The sequence below is a fragment of the Roseateles puraquae genome, assembly GCF_002205845.1.
Lineage (GTDB): Bacteria > Pseudomonadota > Gammaproteobacteria > Burkholderiales > Burkholderiaceae_C > Pelomonas > Pelomonas puraquae.
Window position 1 is genome coordinate 195,243 of record NZ_NISI01000002.1, and the last position, 18,042, is coordinate 213,284.

Annotated in this window: 16 protein-coding genes and 1 riboswitch; of the genes, 5 read left to right on the plus strand and 11 right to left on the minus strand. The window is 68.3% G+C overall.

The features are described 5' to 3' along the window. The first annotated feature begins 33 nt into the window (after positions 1-33). Positions 34-248: riboswitch (cobalamin riboswitch) on the plus strand. A 145-nt stretch (positions 249-393) separates the two neighbouring features. After that, positions 394-1,140, plus strand: coding sequence for an acyl-CoA thioesterase (locus CDO81_RS07975; protein WP_241516917.1), 747 nt, complete (start codon positions 394-396; stop codon positions 1,138-1,140). 96 nt (positions 1,141-1,236) lie between these two features. Here CDO81_RS07975 and CDO81_RS07980 read toward each other — a convergent pair whose 3' ends face one another. Together CDO81_RS07980 and trhA are read right to left on the minus strand one after the other, a co-directional pair. Next, on the minus strand, positions 1,237-1,761 hold the full coding sequence (locus tag CDO81_RS07980) for a lipocalin family protein (protein ID WP_088482654.1): 525 nt from the start codon (positions 1,759-1,761) through the stop codon (positions 1,237-1,239). Further along, positions 1,761-2,465, minus strand: a complete 705-nt coding sequence (trhA, locus tag CDO81_RS07985) for a PAQR family membrane homeostasis protein TrhA (RefSeq protein WP_420917018.1) — start codon at positions 2,463-2,465, stop codon at positions 1,761-1,763. The genes CDO81_RS07980 and trhA overlap by 1 nt, the downstream gene beginning before the upstream one ends. A gap of 138 nt (positions 2,466-2,603) precedes the next feature. On the opposite strand from trhA, the gene CDO81_RS07990 reads away from it, so the two are divergent. Next, entirely contained in the window at positions 2,604-3,338 is a 735-nt protein-coding gene (locus CDO81_RS07990) for a type 1 glutamine amidotransferase (RefSeq protein ID WP_088482656.1), read from the plus strand. 79 nt (positions 3,339-3,417) lie between these two features. After that, positions 3,418-5,502 (plus strand): extracellular solute-binding protein, encoded by a 2,085-nt coding sequence (locus CDO81_RS07995; protein ID WP_241516918.1) that lies wholly within the window; start codon positions 3,418-3,420, stop codon positions 5,500-5,502. Here the strand turns inward: CDO81_RS07995 and CDO81_RS08000 are convergent. Continuing rightward, positions 5,487-5,987 carry a DUF1203 domain-containing protein gene (locus CDO81_RS08000; protein ID WP_088482657.1) on the minus strand — a complete coding sequence of 167 codons (501 nt, stop codon included), beginning with the start codon at positions 5,985-5,987 and terminating at the stop codon, positions 5,487-5,489. The genes CDO81_RS07995 and CDO81_RS08000 overlap by 16 nt on opposite strands. Before the next feature lie 94 nt (positions 5,988-6,081). Next, on the minus strand, positions 6,082-8,217 hold the full coding sequence (locus CDO81_RS08005) for a TonB-dependent receptor family protein (RefSeq protein ID WP_241516919.1): 2,136 nt from the start codon (positions 8,215-8,217) through the stop codon (positions 6,082-6,084). A 343-nt stretch (positions 8,218-8,560) separates the two neighbouring features. Here CDO81_RS08005 and CDO81_RS08010 point away from each other — a divergent pair, with 343 nt between their 5' ends. Then, positions 8,561-10,207 carry a cellulase family glycosylhydrolase gene (locus CDO81_RS08010; protein WP_088482658.1) on the plus strand — a complete coding sequence of 549 codons (1,647 nt, stop codon included), beginning with the start codon at positions 8,561-8,563 and terminating at the stop codon, positions 10,205-10,207. Between the two features lie 20 nt (positions 10,208-10,227). Here CDO81_RS08010 and CDO81_RS08015 read toward each other — a convergent pair whose 3' ends face one another. The 5 genes from CDO81_RS08015 to CDO81_RS08035 form a co-directional block, all read right to left on the minus strand. After that, positions 10,228-10,899 (minus strand): PEP-CTERM sorting domain-containing protein, encoded by a 672-nt coding sequence (locus tag CDO81_RS08015; RefSeq protein WP_088482659.1) that lies wholly within the window; start codon positions 10,897-10,899, stop codon positions 10,228-10,230. A 117-nt stretch (positions 10,900-11,016) separates the two neighbouring features. Then, entirely contained in the window at positions 11,017-11,316 is a 300-nt protein-coding gene (locus CDO81_RS08020) for an HNH endonuclease (protein WP_338139999.1), read from the minus strand. A gap of 10 nt (positions 11,317-11,326) precedes the next feature. Then, complete coding sequence (locus CDO81_RS08025) at positions 11,327-11,719, minus strand: DUF4149 domain-containing protein (RefSeq protein WP_088482661.1); 393 nt, start codon at positions 11,717-11,719, stop codon at positions 11,327-11,329. A gap of 161 nt (positions 11,720-11,880) precedes the next feature. Next, positions 11,881-12,405 (minus strand): LURP-one-related/scramblase family protein, encoded by a 525-nt coding sequence (locus CDO81_RS08030; RefSeq protein WP_088482662.1) that lies wholly within the window; start codon positions 12,403-12,405, stop codon positions 11,881-11,883. A gap of 61 nt (positions 12,406-12,466) precedes the next feature. Continuing rightward, positions 12,467-13,690 (minus strand): serine hydrolase domain-containing protein, encoded by a 1,224-nt coding sequence (locus CDO81_RS08035; protein ID WP_158218191.1) that lies wholly within the window; start codon positions 13,688-13,690, stop codon positions 12,467-12,469. A 109-nt stretch (positions 13,691-13,799) separates the two neighbouring features. Here CDO81_RS08035 and CDO81_RS08040 point away from each other — a divergent pair, with 109 nt between their 5' ends. Then, positions 13,800-15,092: a diguanylate cyclase domain-containing protein gene (locus CDO81_RS08040; protein ID WP_088482663.1), complete on the plus strand. Its 1,293-nt coding sequence runs from the start codon at positions 13,800-13,802 to the stop codon at positions 15,090-15,092. 161 nt (positions 15,093-15,253) lie between these two features. Here the strand turns inward: CDO81_RS08040 and CDO81_RS27510 are convergent, their stop codons facing one another. Next, positions 15,254-15,433 carry a hypothetical protein gene (locus tag CDO81_RS27510; RefSeq protein WP_144397166.1) on the minus strand — a complete coding sequence of 60 codons (180 nt, stop codon included), beginning with the start codon at positions 15,431-15,433 and terminating at the stop codon, positions 15,254-15,256. Positions 15,434-15,677: 244 nt separating this feature from the next. Next, the gene (gene avs5 / locus CDO81_RS08045) at positions 15,678-18,017 is read right to left on the minus strand and encodes an AVAST type 5 anti-phage protein Avs5 (protein WP_088482664.1); all 2,340 of its coding nucleotides are present in this window, start codon (positions 18,015-18,017) and stop codon (positions 15,678-15,680) included. Positions 18,018-18,042 lie beyond the last annotated feature (25 nt).

Here is an 18,042-nt window from a genome sequence, read left to right on the forward strand (position 1 = left end):
TGACTCGTGAAGCGGCGCGATGGCGTGCCCCGCATAATCCAGATGCCCCGCGGTTTTCCGTCTTCCTCACGGGGAGGCCGGAAATGAAAAGGGAACAACAGAAGGGTCGCTGGCGACCTGCGCTGTGGCTGCCCCCGCAACTGTGATCGGCGAATGTCGTGCCCCTCAGCCACTGGCTCCGTGCCGGGAAGGCGGGTGCGATGTCACGACCCGAGAGCCAGGAGACCTGCCGCGGAGCGATTGTTTGTGACTTGGGGCGGGGTGTCTCCGAGCAAGAAGCGCTGCCGCGTGGCGAGTGCCTGGACGGTCTGCCTGCTCATGGCCAGGCCGCCTACGGCGCTCGCGCGTCCGCAACTCTCTTGCCCAAGCCTCGCTCCGCGATGGAGAACGTGCTTGTCCCCCTCTCTCGAATCCACTCCCGCCATGACCGTGGTGGACATGGTCTGGCCGGATCAATCCAATCACCACGGCACCTTGTTCGGCGGCGCCGCCTTGTCGATGCTGGATCGCATGGCCTTCATCATGGGCAGCAAGGTGCTGCGCGGCTCGGTCGTCACGGCCGCCGTCGGCCAGTTGAACTTCGCGGCACCCGCGCCGGCCGGGCATTTGGTCGAATGCCAGGCCGTCGTCATCAGGCAGGGCCGCCGTTCGGTGACCGTCGAGACACGGCTGTTGGCCGAGGACCTGCTCAGCGGGTCGCGCACGCTGTGCCTGAGCGGGGAATTCGTGATGGTCCGTCAGGCCGATGACGGCGCACCACCGTCCTTGGCGGTCGATGTCGAAGAGCGACAGGCGGATTCGGGCCACTTCGCGTCAGCCACCGTGGCAGAGATCGTCTTCCCCGGCCACGCCAACCACAGAAGCCTCTTGCACGGCGGCCCGGCGATGGCCTGGATGGCCAAGGCCGGGTTCGTCGCTGCTACGCGCCAGGTGCGGCGGACGGTGGTCATGGCCGCCAGCGAGAAGCTCGATTTCAAGGCGCCAGCGCACGTCGGCGAGGTGGTGGAGGTCCTCGCGCGTGTCACCCGCGTCGGCAACCGCTCCGTGCAGGTGCAGACCGAGATGTGGGCAGAGTCGCCAACCACCGGCGCGCGCCGCCAGTGCACGACGAGTCAGCTGGTTTTTGTCGCCATCGATTGAAGGCAACCCCGCCAAGCGACGGCTTGAGCGTGGCCGGTCGGCGCCAAGGCCTGGCTTCGCCGGCGCGCCCGGGCGACGAGGGCGTGCCGCGGCGGCTCAGTCCAGCGGCTGCGTCTGCGGCGTGCGCTGGAAGGCGGCCTTGTCGAAGCCCAGTTCGGCCGCGCGGTCCAACAGGGTCTGCAGCGTGGCCTCGTCAAGCTGCGGCGTGCGCGACAGCACCCAGGCGTACTGGCGGCTGGGCGCGCCCACAAGCACGTGCCGGTAGTCGGCGTCGAGCGCCAGCACCCAGTAGTCGCCGTAGAAGGGCCAGAAGAAGCTCACCCGCAGCTTGGCATTGCCGCTGCCGTCCACCACCTTGGCGCGGCCCTTGATGTCGTCCACCCGGCCATCGGCCAGGCGGCAGCGGTTGAGCACCGCCACGCGGTCGCCGTCCAGCTGGTAGCGCGCCTGCGTGTCGGCCACGCATTGCTTCTGGAAGCGGTTGGGCAGCAGCGCGATTTCATACCAGGCGCCGGCATAGCGGGCCAGGTCGACGCTTGGCACGGTGGGCAGCGGCGGCGGGGCAGCCCGCACCGTCAGCGCTGCAAGGGTCAGGGCGAAGGCGGTCAGCAGTGTGCGCATCAGGCGTAGGCGTAGAACAGCGCCGCGAAGAAGTGGCAGACGCTGCCGCCCAGCACGAACAGATGCCACACGAAGTGGGCGTAACGCAGCTTGTTGTCGAGTAGGAAGACCACGGCGCCGAGCGTATAGCTCAAGCCGCCGGCCACCAGCAAGGCCAGGCCGCCGGCCGGCATGCGCTCCACCAGCGGGCCCATCGCAAACACCACCACCCAGCCCATGGCCACATAGAGCGCCGTGGACACCAGCGGGTGGCGCAGCCGGTTCAGCAGCTTGATGGTCACGCCGAACGCGGCCGCGGCCCACACCGCGATCAGCAGCGTCAGGCCCGGCCCGGTATTCAGCACGCCCAGCGTAAAGGGCGTGTAGCTGCCGGCGATGAAGACATAGATGGCGGCATGGTCCAGCCGGTTGAGCCAGGCCTTGACCCGGCCGCCAGCCAGGGACGCCGGCAGCGCGTGGTAGGCCGCCGAGATGCCGTACAGCAGGATGGCCGTGGCCGCGAAGATCGCCGCCGCCACCACATCGGCCACGCCACCGTGGTTCACCGCACGCATGACCAGGATGGGCAGTGCCGCCACCGCCAGCAGGGCACCCAGGCCGTGGCTGACGGCGTTGGCGATCTCTTCGCCGAGGGTTTGCGGGCGGTCGGGCGTGGCGGTGGACATGGCGGGGTACTGCAGGGTTCGAACTACGAGGGCAAGCATGCCACAGCGCAGCCCGGCGGCGCCTCCACAGCCTTGACACCCTCTTGCCGGCAGCGCCGGGCTTCTTGATGCGTTCTTGACGGCCTGCGGCCTAGATTGAAGGCCTCGCAACACAGGCCGGTTCAGCCCGGCTGGCTCATGAGATCGATCGCCATCCTTCAGCACGACCCGCTGCAAGGGCCCGGATTCCTGCAGGACTGCCTGCGCGCCCAGGGCTGGGACACCCACGTGATCCGGCCTGCCTTTGGTGACCCGATGCCCCAGCACAGCCGGGATTTCGCCGGCCTCGTCGTGCTGGGCAGCGACCATAGCGTGCACGACCGCCTGGGCTGGATCGTCGCGGAACGTGCGCTGCTGCGCGATGCCCTGGCCCACGACGTGCCCGTGCTCGGCCATTGCTTTGGTGCGCAACAACTCGCGATGGCCGCCGGGGCTCGCGTGCACCGCAACGCCTGGCCCAACGTCGGTTGGTCGCGGGTATGGGTCACGCCGGACGGCCGGGCGCTGCTCGGCGGCGCGCAAACGCTGGACGTCTTCAACTGGCACTACGACACCTTCGAGCTCCCGGCCGGCGCACGCCGCACGCTCTATGGCGCCCATTGCCTGAACAAGGGTTTCCGGCTCGGCCCGCACCTGGGCTTCCAGTGCCACCTGGAGGTGACCGAGGCCGGGGTGCGCCGCTGGTGCGAGGCCGGCCGCGCCGAAGTGCAGGCCTTGCGCGGCCCCGCGGTACAGACCTGGGCCGACATCCAGCGCGATCTCGGCGCACGGACCGCAGCGCTGCAGGCCGTGGCCCGCGAGACCTATCGCCAATGGGCGGGCTCGCTGACCCGGCCGCCCTTGCTGCGCGTGGGGGTGGGGCTGGGCGTGTGACCGGCAGGGCCGCGGGTTGCCAGCGGCCAGCACCCTTGCGACACTGCGCCCACACTTCGGCCGCGTCCTGCAACGCGCCATGGGCATGCACAAGATGGAGACAGGGGGGCGGCACGCCCGGCTGTGGCGCGCATGGGTGGGGATGGCCTGGGCCGTGCTCGCGGCTCCCGGGGCGCTCGCCACCGAGCCCCTGAACGTGACCTTGGCCGCCACCGAGCGCGTGCCTTACCTGGGCGAGGCCTTGCCGGGCGGCGGCTACGTGGCCGAGTTGGTGACCGAGGCGCTGCGCAGCCAGGGCTACACGGTGCGCCTGCAGTTCTACCCGGCGGCCCGCGGCCTGGCGCTGCTGCGTCGTGGCGAGGTCGATGGGCTGCTGCCCGCCACCGAGGCCGACGCCGCGCCCGAGCAGGGGCTGGGTGCTTCCGACGCCTTCCCCGGCGACACCGTCGGCCTGCTCAAGAAGACCAGCACCGCCCTGCCGCCCGGCCTGGCGACGCCAGGCGCCTCCCTCGCAAGCGCCCTGGCCGCACTGCGCCAGGCCGGTATGCGCGTGGGCGTGGTGCGCGGTGCGGCAGGGGAGGCGGGCGAGGGCCCGGAGCCCGCCGACACCGCGGCCGATGACCTGCAGAACCTCGACAAGCTCGAACGCGACCGGGTGTCACTGCTGCTCATCGACAAATACACCGCCGCCGATCTCATCACCGGGCGACGCCCCCACCTCATCGGCAAGCTCGCCTTCGTGCCCGAGGTGTTTCAGTCACGACCGTTTCGCGTGATCTTCAACACCCGCACGCCGCAGGGGCGTGCCCAGCTCGCCGCCTTCAATGCCGGGCTCAAGCAACTGCGCCAGGGGCAAGGCCTGGCACGCATCCAGGCGCGCCACGGCCTGCAGCCGGCGCCGGCGGTGGCGCCCGGTGAGCAGCGGCTGGTGATCGGCACCGTCAACAACAGCGACATGCTGGTCATGCGCCAATTGGCCAGGGAGTTCGAGACCGCGCACCCCCGGGTCAAGCTGCACTGGCGTGTGATGGACGAGGGCACCTTGCGCACGCGGCTGCTGAGCGACCTGGCGATCGCCGACGGCCAGTTCGACGTCATCACCCTCGGCGCGTACGAGGTGCCGCTGTGGGCGCAGCGGGGCTGGCTTGAGCCTTTCGGGCCGCTGCCGGCGGCCTATGAGCTGGACGATCTCTTTCCCGGCGTGCGCGCCGGGCTGACGCACGCGGGCCAGCTGTTCGCGCTGCCCTTCTACGCCGAGAGTTCGCTCACCTACTACCGCACCGACCTCTTTCGCGCCGCCGGGCTCACCCTGCCCGCGCAGCCCACCTGGGATGACATCGCCACCGCCGCGGCCCGGCTGCACCGGCCCGAGGCCGGCGTGTACGGCATCTGCCTGCGCGGCCGCCCCGGCTGGGGCGAGAACCTGGCCCTGATCACCACCATGGCCAATGCCTACGGGGGCCGCTGGTTTGACGAACGCTGGCGCGCCGAGCTGACTTCCCCACCTTGGCACAACGCCGTCACGATGTATGCGCAGCTGCTGGGCCGCTACGGGCCGCCCGCGCCCACGCAGAACGGCTTCAACGAGAACCTGCGCCTGTTCGCGCTGGGGCGCTGCGCGATGTGGGTGGATGCGAGCGTGGCCGCCGGCACGCTGTACGACCCCAAGCGCTCGCAGGTCGCCCAACAGGTGGCCGTGACCGCGGCACCGCGGGCCGTGACGGACCGGGGCGCGGCCTGGCTGTGGAGCTGGTCGCTGGCGGTGCCGCAGTCGTCCAGCCAGCGAAGCGTGGCCCAGGACTTCATCACCTGGGCCACCTCGCGCGGCTACATCCGCAGCGTGGCACGGCGCTACGGCTGGGTTGCGGTGCCACCCGGCACGCGCAAGTCCACCTACGACAGCGAGGAGTACCGACGCGTCGCCCCCTTTCATGCCGCGGTGCGGGCAGCCCTGGACGGCGCCTCGGTCCAGGCCCGTGCACCCCAGCATCAATACCCCGGCATCCAGTACGTCGGCATCCCCGAGTTCCCGGCCATCGGCAGCCAGGTGGCGGTCGAACTGGCCAAGGTCGTCAGCGGCCAGCAGACGGTGCCGCAGGCCCTGCAGCGGTCGCAGTCGCTGACCACCGCGGCCATGGCGGCGGCAGGCTACGCGCCGCCCTGAGGGGCGAGGCCCCGCTCCACGCGGGCCTGGAAGCAGTTGAACTTGGAGCGGATGTGCACATACGCCACATCCTCGCGGGCCAGCAGGGTGCGGCAGGTGGCATCGAGCGCCGGCCCGTCCAGCACCTGGCCGGTTTCGTAGACGATCCAGTCCGCCGCGTTGTAGCCGCGCACCAGGGCGGGCGACAGATGCGCGAACCAGGCAGGCAGCGCTTCGGCGTCATAACGCGGGCAGTCAGCGGCATGCAGAAAGATCGGCCCGGTCTCGGCGTAAGGCTGCGCATGGTCGAAGGGCCGGTAGGCCAGCACCAGCTTCTCGTCACCCTCGCGGATGAGCTGCAGGCAGTGGCGGCAGGGGTTGCCGGGCCCCTGGGCCACGGCGCGCAGCGGCAGCTGGCCGTTGGCGTCGGGGCCGCCTTGGCGCAGGGCCTGGGCGTGGGCGGTCGGGATGCCTCGGACGGCGAGGCGAAGCGGCAAGGATTTCATGGCCGGTGTGCGAGTGAAGATGCCTCATTGCACTCGCCCTTGGCCCAGCCGGCTCGCCGGGACCGGACATGCAGTTCCTGCCCGTCGCGGTCGTTCAGAACCGGTGGCTCAGGCTGGCGCTGGCCAGCCAGGTGCGGCCCGGCGCCGGCTCGAAGAAGCGCCCGTTGCCGTCGTTGACGATGACGGAACCCGCATAGCGGCGGTCGGTGAGGTTGTCCACGCGCAGCAGGGTCTCCAGCGTCCAGGCGCCGCGGGTGAGCGTGTAGCCGGCGGTGGCGGCCAGGGTGGCGTGGCCGGCGGCGGCGTCGGTGTTCAGGTCGTTGACCCACACGCGGCTCAGCGCGCGGCCCTCCAGCCCGAGTTGCCAACCGACGGCGGGCTGCCACTGCAGCGCGGCATAGCCGGCGCTGCGGGCCAGGCCGGGCAGGCGGTTGCCGGCTGCCACCGCGCTGGCCGCGGTGGCGCAGGGCGTGGCGGTGCAGGTCAGGAAGCCGTCGCGGTAGCGGGCGTCCAGCCACGTGGCGCTGAGCAGGGCCTGCAGCGTGGGCGCGAGTGGCCAGCGGGCCGAGGCCTCCAGCCCGCGGCGCTGCGTGGCGCCGGCGTTCTGGAAGGTGGCCCGGCCGCCGAGGTTGGTCTGCGTGACGATCTCGCGCGCCGTGCGGGTGTCGAAGACCGCGAGCGTCGCCTCGCCGCTGCCAGGCAGCTGGGCCTTGAGCCCGACTTCGAGACTGCGGCTGGTGGCCGACTGCAGCGCGAAGTTCAGGCCCGTGGCGCCGCTGGGGCGGTAGGCCAGTTCATTGAGCGTGGGCGTCTCGAAGCCGCGCCCGGCGGTCGCGTAGACGCGCAGCCCCGGCGCCAGCGCATGGCTGACGCCCAGCACGGGCGACGTGGCGGCGTAGCGCGCGCGGCCGCTGTCGTCGGGGTTGGTGGCGGTGATGTAGGCGTCGGTCGAGCTGAAGCTCACGCGGCTGCGGCGCAGGCCGGCGGTGACCAGCCAGTGGGCCGACGGGCGCCATTCGGCCTGCAGATAGGGGTCGGCGCTGTTCACGCGGTTGGTTTCGTCGCGGCGCAGCGCGCCTTGCACGCCCAGCGCGCTGCCGACGAAGTTCTGGTAGCCCAGGCGCCGCTCGCGCAGGCCGTCGGCCGCGATGCCGGCCACCAGCGTGAAGCCCGGCTGCTGCCAGCGCCAGCGCAGGTCGGCGCCTTCGTAGTCGCGGGCGAGGTCGATCACGCCGCCGGGGTGCAGCGCGTTGGCCTGGGTCGCCACCGGAATCGCCTGGAACTGCGTCGTGGCGCGGTGGCCCTGGTAGACCATCACACGCAGGCTGTGGGCCGCATCGATGCCGTGCTCCAGCACCAGGCCGCCCTGGGTCTGCTGCAGGGTCTTGCGGGTGTCAAAGCTGAGGGCGGCCGGGTCCACGCCGCGCGGGTTGGCGGCCCATTGCGTGCGGCTCAAGCCGAGTGGGTCCTGCGCTTCGGGCAGGTCCAGCGAGTTGGCCACCAGCGTGAGCCGTGTGCGCTCACCGAGCTGCCAGGCCAGCCGGGCATTGGCCAGCCGCCGGTCGGCGGCGCTGTGCTCGCGGTAGCCGTCGGTCGTGAAGCGGCTGGCGCCCAGCGTGTAGCCCAGGCCGCCGGCCGTGCCGCTGGCGGTGGCGGCCACGCGGCGCAGGCCGTCGCTGCCCACCGCCACGCTGGTGCTCACGCGCGGTGGGCGGGCCGGCTCTTCGGTGTAGAGGCTGATGACGCCGCCCGAGGCATTGCCATACAGCGCGGAGAACGGCCCGCGCAGCACCTCCACCCGGCCTGCGCTGCCCAGCTCCATGTGCGTGACCTGGCCCTGGCCGTCGGGCAGCGTCGCCGGGATGTCGTCCACATAGACCCGCACCCCGCGGATGCCAAAGCTCGCCCGCGCCCCGAAGCCGCGCACCGAGATCTGCACGTCCTGTGCGTAGTTCTGCCGGTCGCGGGCCAGCAGGCCGGGCACCTCGCCCAGGCTTTCGGAGAGGTTCACCTGCGCGCGGCCGGCGCGCAGCGCGTCACCGTCGATGCGGGTGACGGCGGCCGGCACCGCGAGCGCGGCCGCCTCGCTGCGCGTGGCGGAGACCACGACCGTCTCCAGCCGCTGTGTCGGGGCCGTGGCCTGGGCCGAGGCGAGGCCGGGCGTGGCGCCGCCCAGCAGCGCAAGGCAGGCCAGGGTGAGGGGGGAGGCGGGGCGTCGTCGAGGCGGCACGGGCACAGGCGGGGTCAGCGGCGATGGGGGGCGAAGCATGCCAGGGTTGCCCATCGTGCCTCGCCCGCGGCACGAGCAGCCCCACGGTGGCCGCAGGCGTGGCGCGGATCACGCGAAATGCAACAGGCGGTAGCCCGAAGTCACAGCCCTGCGTGACGGCGCGCCGACAACGTTGCCATCGGCGCTGTTACATGTTGCCCAGGACCCTTACCGACCCTCGTTCCTAGAGTCGCGCCTGCTCTCAATCCCCACTGATGCAGGCTCGCAGCGTTCCCTCGTGAAGGGTCATCTCAGGTGACCGGGCGTGGTGCGGCGTGCGTCTCCTACGCAAGGCGTCGACACCATGAAGTCCAAGCACTCCTGCCCCCGCCCGCGCCTGCTGCTCGTGGCAGCGGCCTGCCTCGCCAGCGCCGGTTCGGCGCACGCTGCGCTGACGCTCAACATCAAGCAGGACGTCTGGCAAGGCGGCTTCTGCAGCCACGTCAATGTCTACAACGACGCCAGCCAGCCCAGCGGCGCCTGGACGCTGCAGTTCGACCTGCCCCAGGGCCAGGTCACCGGCACCTGGAACGGTCAGTTCAAGCAAAGCGGCAGCAGCTTCACCGTCACCGGCGTCAGCTGGAACTCGCCGGCCGCGCCGGGCCAGCGTTTCGAGGTGGGCTTCTGCGGCAATGGCACCGCGCCGGCGGTGTCGTCCTTCCGCATCAATGCCGGCACCGTCACGCCGCCGCCGGCGCCCTCGCCAGCGCCTTCACCGGCACCGACCCCCGCGCCTACTCCCGCGCCTACCCCCGCGCCAACGCCAGCCCCGACACCGGCCCCCACGCCCGCTCCCACGCCGGCGCCTGCACCCGCTGGTGACCTCGCCGTGCCGGCCAACGGCGAGTTCAAGCCGCCCTTCAGCATCGTGGACGGCAACCGCGTCGTCGACAGCCAGGGCGCCACCACGTCCATCCGCGGCGTGAACTGGTTCGGTTTCGAGACACCCGACCTCATCGCCCACGGCCTCTGGCAGCGCAACTACAAAGACATGATTGCGCAGATGAAGAGCCTGGGCTTCAACGCAGTGCGCCTGCCGTTTTGCTCGCGCACGCTCAGCGCCACCGGCGTGCCCACGGCCATCAACACCAGCCTCAACACCGACCTCACCGGCAAGACGCCACTGCAGGCGCTGGACCGCATCGTGGCCGAGTTCGCCAGCCGCGGCATGTATGTGCTGCTGGACCACCACCGCTCCGGCGACTGCAGCGTCATCTCCACCACGCCGCAGACCACCAACTACTCGCTCGACCAATGGGTGGCCGACCTCAAGTTCGTGGCCCAGCGCTACCGCAACGTGCCCAACGTGATCGGGCTGGACCTGAAGAACGAGCCGCACAGCGACGGTGGCAGTGGCGCCTACTGGGGCACCGGCAACCTCGCCAACGACTGGAAGCTCGCGGCCGAGCTGGCCGGCTCGGCCGTCAACGCGGCCAACCCCAACCTGCTGGTGTTCGTGGAGGGCGTGTCTGACAACGGCGGCCGCTGCGAGTCGCCCGAAGGCCACTGGTGGGGCGGCAACATCGAGCCGCACGCCTGCTATCCCATCGACACCACGCGCATCCCGGCGTCCAAGCTGGTGCTGTCGCCGCACATCTACGGCCCGTCGGTGTTCAGCATGGCCTACTTCGCCGATGGCACCGGCTTCCCGAACAACATGCCCGCCATCTGGCAGAACCAGCTCGGCCGCTTCATGCCGCGCAACGCGGTGATCCTCGGCGAGTTCGGCGGCAAGTTCGAGGGCAAGGACGCGCTCTGGCAGACCAAGTTCGTCGACTGGCTCAAATGCAAGGGCGTGCGCAACTTCTTCTACTGGTCGTGGAACCCCAACTCGGGCGACACCGGCGGCATCGTGCTCGACGACTGGACCACCGTGTCCACGGCCAAGTACAACAACCTCAAGCGGCTGTGGGACGGCTCGGCCGTGGACAGCAGCGTCTGCGTGCGCTGAGGGCGGGGCCGGCGCAGTTGTCAGCCAGCGCGGCGGCGTGCTGCCGCAGCGCCCAGCACGGCCAGGCCGGCCAGCGCGAGGGCAGCGTTGGCCGGCTCGGGCACGGCGGAGGTCAGGAACACGACGTTGTCCAGGCCCACGTTGTAGGCCGAGTTGCGCCATTCGATGCGCAGGCCGGCCGTGGAGGTCAGGCCGAGGTTGAAGGTGTTGGCGCTGATGCTGCCGTTGCCTACGGGGCCGACAAAGCTGTAGAGCTCGGCGTTGCTGCCCAGGTCGAACACCTTGAGGTCGGTGCCGCGGGTGGTCAGCGAGTAGGCGCCCAGGTCCAGGCTGGTCAGCGTGATGCTGTGGCCGGCCAGTGGCACGAGGTCCACGCGGGCGTAAGACGCGGGGTTGTCGCCGCCGTCGGCCCAGAGCACGCCGTACAGGTTGTTGTAGTTGGTAGACCACCACCGCAGCGAGGTGGCGCTGGCGGCCAGCGGCTGGCTGTACTGCACGTCGAGCACGCCGGCAATGTCGCCATAGCTCTGGTTGATCCAACTGCCATCGCTGCAGCCCGTCAGGGCCCCCACGCCGTTGGCGGCCGCTGCACAGATGCTGGGTGCGGGCGCCGCGTTGGAGAAGTCCAGCGTGTCAGCCTGGGCTTGCAAGCCCGCAAGGGCAAGAGACGCGGTCAACAGCAGCTTGGTCATGGCGGTCCTCCAGAAGTACTGCTGATGCTGCACGGGGCGGCCGGTCTGGAGAACCCCTCGAATCGAGTTTCCGGGCGCTGTGTCGCCGATGCGGGCGACACAGGCCCCGGCGGGCGCTCAGCGCCGCCTTACCCGCGCACTCTTGCGCGTGGCCACGAAGAAGTCATCGGGCTTGGTGCGCACCCAGTCCACGAAGCGGCGGATCTCGGGGTGCGTCAGCAGCGCCTCGACGGTGGCGTACTGGCGGGCGAGTTCGGTCTCGGTCAGCAGCGCATGGATCTGCCGGTGGCAGACCCGGTGCAGGTACTCGGTGTGCCGCCCGCCGCGGCTCTTGGGCACGAGGTGATGGGCGTCGCGCTGCGCGGGCGGGATGGGCCGCTCGCACAGCGGGCAGACGACGGGCTCGGGCACGGCCACGGGCAGCGCCTCAGGCCAGGCCCGCCAGCAGCCAGCCGCAGGCCGCGATGTGCGCCAGCGTCACCCCCACCGACAACCCGTGCAGCCAGGCAAAGCGGCGCCGGTCGCCGGCATCGGTGGCGCGGTTGATGGCCGGCATCAGCAGCTGCCGCACCGGCACCGTGCTCAGCGCCACCGCCGCCAGCACGGCGGCCCGGCCCGGGTGCAGCGGCCACCACAGCGCTGCGGCCAATGCTGCCGTGCCGATGACGAACAGGTAGAACCACGGAAAGGCCCCGCGCAGCACCGCCCGCGCCGAGGGCATGGGCAGGGTCTTGAACAACACCGCCGCAAAGCCGAAGGCATACAGCGTCATGCCGCCGAACAGCAGCGCGGTGGTCAGCAGGGCGAGTGCGGCGAGCATGGCGGGCGGCGACGGGGTGAGCGCAAGCGGGCGAGGCCTGCATGGTGGCGCGGTGCCGCGGGCCTTGCAGGGCCACCTGGCCAAGACCCAGCCGTGCGGCCGTGATTGGCCGTGTTCAGCCGTGTCCGGCCCTGTCTGGGATGAGGATGAGGGCCTGGCGCTCAGTCGCCCGCGCCCGTGGCCGAGCTTTGTGACTCGCGCGCCTGGTCGATCATCAGCCGGGCCATCAGCACCGCCACCAGCACCTCCACGGCGGGGTCGTCGCTGAGCAGCTGCACCCCGTGGCGGTTGCGCAGCGTCAGCCACTTGCCCTCGGCCGTGGCAAGCACCTGGCCCTGGTGCTCCAGCTTGAACGACATGTCGATGAAGTTGCCGGTGAAGGTGGCGCCGCTGAACGGCCCGCTCTCCACCACCAGCGTGCGTCGCAGTGTGAACACCCGCTGGCTCAGCGTGAACGTGCCGCGCGGCGAGCGGATGTCCCAGCGCGGCACCCAGCTCAGCAGACGGCGGCGCATCTCGGTCTCGCTGCCGTCCGCGGCCGTCAGCACCCACACCTCGCGGAACCACGCGAAGCGCCAGGTGCAGTCGTACAGCTCGCGCGGTTCGTCGTCGCCCCGCTCCTCGCGGATCTTGAAGCGTTCCTTCAGGGACAGGAGCTTGGCGGCGATGCTGAGGTGGCGGGGCATGGGCGCGGCATGGGTGAGCTGGCGGGGCCGCGAGTGTCCACGAGAAACGAAGCGGCGCGGCTCAGTTGCCCAGCGCCTGCCACAGCGCTGCGGCCCGCGGGGGCAGAGCGGGGTCGGCGCTGATGTCGATGTTGGTCATGAACAGCCGCCCCACGCGCGTGGCCGGGTCCAGGAAGAGAAAGACCGTCACGCCGTCGTCGCTGCCGGTGTGGCCCACGCTGCCGTCCTTGCGCAGCGCGAAGAACAGGCCCTGGTTGGGCTCGCGGGCGTTCAGCCCCGGCGGCGTGCGGCCGGGCGCGAACTGCGGCGCCAGCGCGGCGCGCAGGGCCGTGGCGGTGAGGGGCGCGGGGGCCTGGCCGTCCAGCGCGCCGGCCCAGGCCTGCAGCAGCCGGGTGAGGTCGGCGCAGGTGCTGCGCAGGCCGCCGTCGGGGTAGGTCGCCAGCAGGTAGGGCGCGAGCGGCTGGCGGTCGCCCGCGTAGAGCGTGGCGCGCTCGGCCGCGCGGTGGGCGGGCATGAACCAGCCGGTGTGCTGCAGGCCCAGCGGCTGCAGCACCTGCGTGGTGGAGAGCACGTCGAACGGCTGCCCGGCCGCGTTGGCCAGCACCTGCGCGGCAAGCGCCGAGCCCACGTTGCTGTACTGAAAGCGCGCCCCCGGCGCGGCCGGCGCGAAGTGGCTGCGCTGGTACAGCCGGCCGCCCGGGCGCAGGTAGGCGTCGAGGTAATCGGGCAAGGCCTGGCGCGGGCGCTGCGGGTCGCCGCGGTCGCGTTCGTAGGCGGCTTGCTGGTAGCCGGCTTCGCTGTCGGCGATGCCGCTGGTGTGCGTGGCCAGCTGCCGCAGCGTGATCGGCACGCCCGGGTGGGCCGGGTGGCGCAGCGGGGTGCGCAGGTGGCGGTCGATGGGGGCGTCCAGGTCCACCACGCCGCGCTCGGCCAGCTGCGCCAGCGTCAGGCCGATGACCGTCTTGCTGACCGAGCCCACCGGCTGCCAGGTGTCCACGGTGTAGGGCCGGCGCTGCGCCACGTCGGCATAGCCAAAGGCCTGCTGCAGCTCCACCGCTGCGCCGCGCGTGCGGGCCACGCAGCCGCCGGGCAGGGCGGCGGGCGCCAGCAGCGCAGCGAGGCGCTCGGCCCGCGGCGCAGGGCTGCTGCCGCTGCCCTCGGTGAGCGTGGTGGCGGTGGCCAGGCTGGTCAGCGCCAGGCCGGCCAGCGTGCCGATCAGGCGGTGGGCACGCCGTGCGGGCGCCAGGTGGGCCGGCAGGCGGGGGGCGCTGGGTGGGAGGGCCATGGGCGGGGTGGCAGTGTCGAAGTTGGCGTTGTAGCGCAACCTTGTCGCCCACTCGGCAGGGCGGGGCCAGGTCTTGCGGCACACTGCGCCGCGCAGAAGAGGAGGAGCCATGAGCCACAACAACCCGGCCATGCTGCAACAAGAACAACCGCCCGCCGCGCTGCTGGCGCAGAGCCAGGAGCTCTGGTGGCGTGAAGACGAACACGGCGTGCTGCAACAGCTGTCCGGCAGCGTGCAGGCCCTGACTGGCTGGGCCCCCGGCGCGCTGCTTGGCCAGCCCGTGAGCCGCCTGCTGTCGCCCGAGGCCGGCCAGGCGCTCGCGCATGCGCTGGCCCAGGGCGAGCCCGACTGCCGCACCTGGCTGCAATGCCAGGGCGGCCCGCCGCGCCGCGTGGCGCTGAGCGCCCAGCCCGTGGCCCATGCCCTCGGCCAGCCCGCCGGCCGCTGGGTGCTGGCGCGTGACCTCACCGACCTCGCCCGCCTGGAGGCCCGCCTCCAAGACAGCGAGCGCCGCTACCTGGAGCTGGGCGAGACCGCCAGCGAAGGCATTGCCGTGGTGCAGGACGGGTGCTTCCAGTTCGTCAACCGCCACCTGTGCGACTTCGTCGGCATGACCGAGGCCGACCTGCTGGGCCGGCCCTTCCTGGAAGTCATCCACGAAGACGACCACGAGCTGGTGTTCTCCAACCACCGCAAGCGCCTGGCCGGCGTGCCCATCCCCACGCGCTACGAATACCGCGTCAAGACCCGCACCCGCGGCGTGCGCTGGCTCGAGATGGGCGGCGCCCTCATCGACTGGCAGGGCCGCCCGGCCACCATCAACACCATCAACGACGTGACCGTGCGCAAGGAGCTTGAAGCCCAGGTGCGCCAGCTCGCGTTTGTGGACTCGCTCACCGGCCTGCCCAACCGCCGCCTGCTCGACGACCGCCTGCGCATGGCCGTCAACCAGGCGCCGCGCAGCGGCCTGCACGGCGCGGTGTTGTTCATCGACCTCGACCGCTTCAAGCCCCTGAACGACACCCACGGCCACGCCGCCGGCGATGCCCTGCTCGTGGCCGTGGCCCAGCGCCTGCAGGCCGCCGTGCGCGCCTCAGACTCCGTGGCCCGCCTGGGCGGTGACGAGTTCGTGGTGATGCTCACGCCGCTGCCCGCCAGCGCGGCAGAGGCCCACCAGCAGGCCGAAGCCGTGGCCGCCAAGCTGCGTGAGCGCCTGGCCCAGCCGTATGAGCTGCGGCTGCCTGAGCCGGGCGGGGCCGGCCCAGCGGGCGCCGAGCGCCGCCTGCTGCACCACGCCTCCGCCAGCATCGGCCTGGCCGTGTTCGGCCCGCAGGACGACAACCCCGAGGCGGTGCTGGCGCGGGCGGATCAGGCGATGTACCGCGTGAAGGCGCGGCGCTAGCGCGGCACCGGCGTCGGCGGCGTGTCGACGCAGCCGCTGTCTGAGTTGCAGCGACGGCGCGTTGCACCACAGATCGGTGAGCCGGTAGGTTGGGGTGAGCCCTGCGAACCCCAACGCGGTCGTCGTCGGGAAATGTTGGGGTTCACTGCTCTCACCCCAACCTACGCGCTGAAGTCGTAGTGGTTCGACATGTTGCTGATCGCCGCCAGCTCGCCGTTTTCAGCCGCCAGCTTTACGTAGGCGCGCGAGCGCGCCATCCAGTCGCGCACGGCCGGCTGCTCGGGCTGGGCCGTGGCGTTCAGCATCGCGTCGCCATACGGCCCTTCTTGCAGGAATGCCATGGCCGCGCCGGGCACGCCGGCCTACGCGGCCCGTTCGGCGTACTGCAGCGCGGTAGGTTGGGGTGAGCCCTGCGAACCCCAACGCGGCTAACTTCGGGATATGTTGGGGTTCACGCGGTTTACCCCACCCTACGGCCCTGCATGACCCGCCGGTGTTTCGATTCATCTTTGATGAAGCGCGATGGGTTAAGGGGGGCGAATCCCAACGAGGGTGCTCCCGGGGTATATATTTGGGTTTCCGCGCTCACCCTCTTCTATTATGTCGAGGATTGGTTTTCCCCCAGTTGCCCCCGAAGAAGTTCAGAATATTCTGTAAATCTGACTTTAAGGGTAGCGTCTGCGAGGGTGGATTTGCTGCTAAGCGCGCGACTACCTTTTTTACGTCATCGACGGTTCGAATTTCATCGACATGGCGACGATTGTTGTCGTAGTTGTCAATGGATTCTGCGCATGGCGCGATAAAGTCGATTAAGTACCGCTCGTCTCCTGAAATCTTGTAAGCCCGAGCGTACAACTGTGCGAGTACTAATGTGGCGCTGAAATAGGTTTGATTCTTCCTCTTTTGTGTGTCGAGTCGAACTTTTCGCGCATGACCAACACCCTCCGTTATCTCTTGAAGTTTGATGCCAAACATCAGTTCTGCTTTTGCGCGCTGCAGCCAATAGTGAGGCTCTAGGGCGTAGATATCAGAAATTCCCTCGTAGATCCGCTTGATGAAGACTCGCGAGCGATGTCCTCCGGATATTTCATTAATCTTGTCAATTCGAAGCAGGTCTTTTGCATGGCTTGAGAATCCGTGCCGTTCAAGTCCCCGAATAACATCGCTGACAGCCTTGTGTGCGAATTCGTTCGATTTGACAAAATCATGAATTATCTTGAGCAGCCAAAGTGTGGCACTGCAGACCAGCACGCGGTCGCCGGTTTTGGTGATTTCTATTTCAAAAACTCGATCGTTCTTGGAGACAAAACCAGCAACATCGAAGTTCTCTGACACGCACGCAATTTGCTCAAGTGATGCTTTGCCGAAGGCAACCAGCAAAATTAGAACAAGATAAGTTTCCCCGCTAAAGCGTTGATTGAAAAGGGTGGATGTTGGCAACTGCCCTTTAAACTCTTCGTGGCATCGAAAGGCAAAGTTGATCAGATTTTCTTTATTGTTAATTATTGGAAGGCCGGACTTTGCGAGCTGTAGATTGAACTGCTTGATTTCTGTTGGATTCAAATAGTTAGAAATCTGAACCTCAGCGAATGGCACGGAACGCTCGCCAAGCTTGGCCCGAACCCGCTCCGCGTCACCAGCGCTTGCGCAGAGAACAAGCCGGCTGCTTGCTGCAAGCTTTGACTCAAGAACTTCTGTCAGTGATTCGGAATCTAAATGATTAGAATCGAAGACGAAAAGGCAATTCTCTAGGTTGTCAATTTGGCGCCCAATTAGCGGCGTGTAAGAGTCGCTTGAGCCGAAAAACTTGGCTCCAAACTCCTGCATAGCCAACATGAGTTGGAACAGAAATAGAGTCTTGCCACTGAATCGGCGCCCAGTGACGAGCAAGCAGTCATTATCTCGTAGAAGTCGGCGAGCGTCGTCGATTACGGTTCTACGGGCAAACGTTTCGCTTGCAACAGCGACTCTGCGTTGGTCGACAAGTCTGTAAATGGGGCCGCCGTTTGCGATCAATTCGATAGCTGTGCCTCGCGGCAGAACAGCGTCGTCAAAAGCTAACTCCCTCACCGGGGCATCACGATGAATTCCCGACAAGGTGATGCGCAGCCAATGGTAGATCTCATCGTAGTTGTCAAAATATATTACTCGGCTGATTCCATAGTTTGCCAAATTCAGCCTGTCCTCCACTGAGGTCTTGCCCTTTTTTAAATAGATCGATTTCGAGAAGGGTGTATCTCGAGTGAGGTGGATTAGATCCAACTCCGCATCCAGGCTGCACCCGACGAACAAAAATGCGGAGGTTTTTGCTTGATCGGATAAGAACCCGAGGAGAGCCTTGTTGCTAGCGATGCTGTGAGCGTAGTCGCGCCAAGTGAAAATCAGGTTGGTATCTTCGGTGGCGACAAAATCCTTGATGTCCCCATGGATCTTGAAGAGACATTGATTGGCTGAAATATACTCTCGGGAAGTCACCTTGTTCGGACGAAGCTTTTCGTATTTATTGGTGGTGCGCTCGATTGCATCGTCAATGTTGAAGGTGAATATGTGAGGCCAATCCAAGTGAAGTATTGCGCGCTTGTCATGACTTGCGATTTCAACTTTGTAGAATATATTTCCAAGGAGCGTTTGGGCTTGCTTGGTTGATATGTAGTCTGGCGTCGACAATAAGGAAAACGCGCTCTTTAGAGCTTTAATCGCGAGGATTTGTTGTCGCTGCTCCTCTGATATTCCCGGCTTGGAGCTTGCAATCTTTGTTATCTCCTTTGTGAGCTCCGTGGCATCCGGAACGCGACCTTTGGATGCCTTCTCGTTACGCGTGAATCCGCTGCCGAAGAAAGGTATGAGTCGTGAACCCTTAAATAGAGTCTGAATCTCCTGGGTAGCGCGCGGATCTGTAAAATGAATCTCATCAATCGATTTCATGCCATCCCCGTTTTAATGCGTCGCC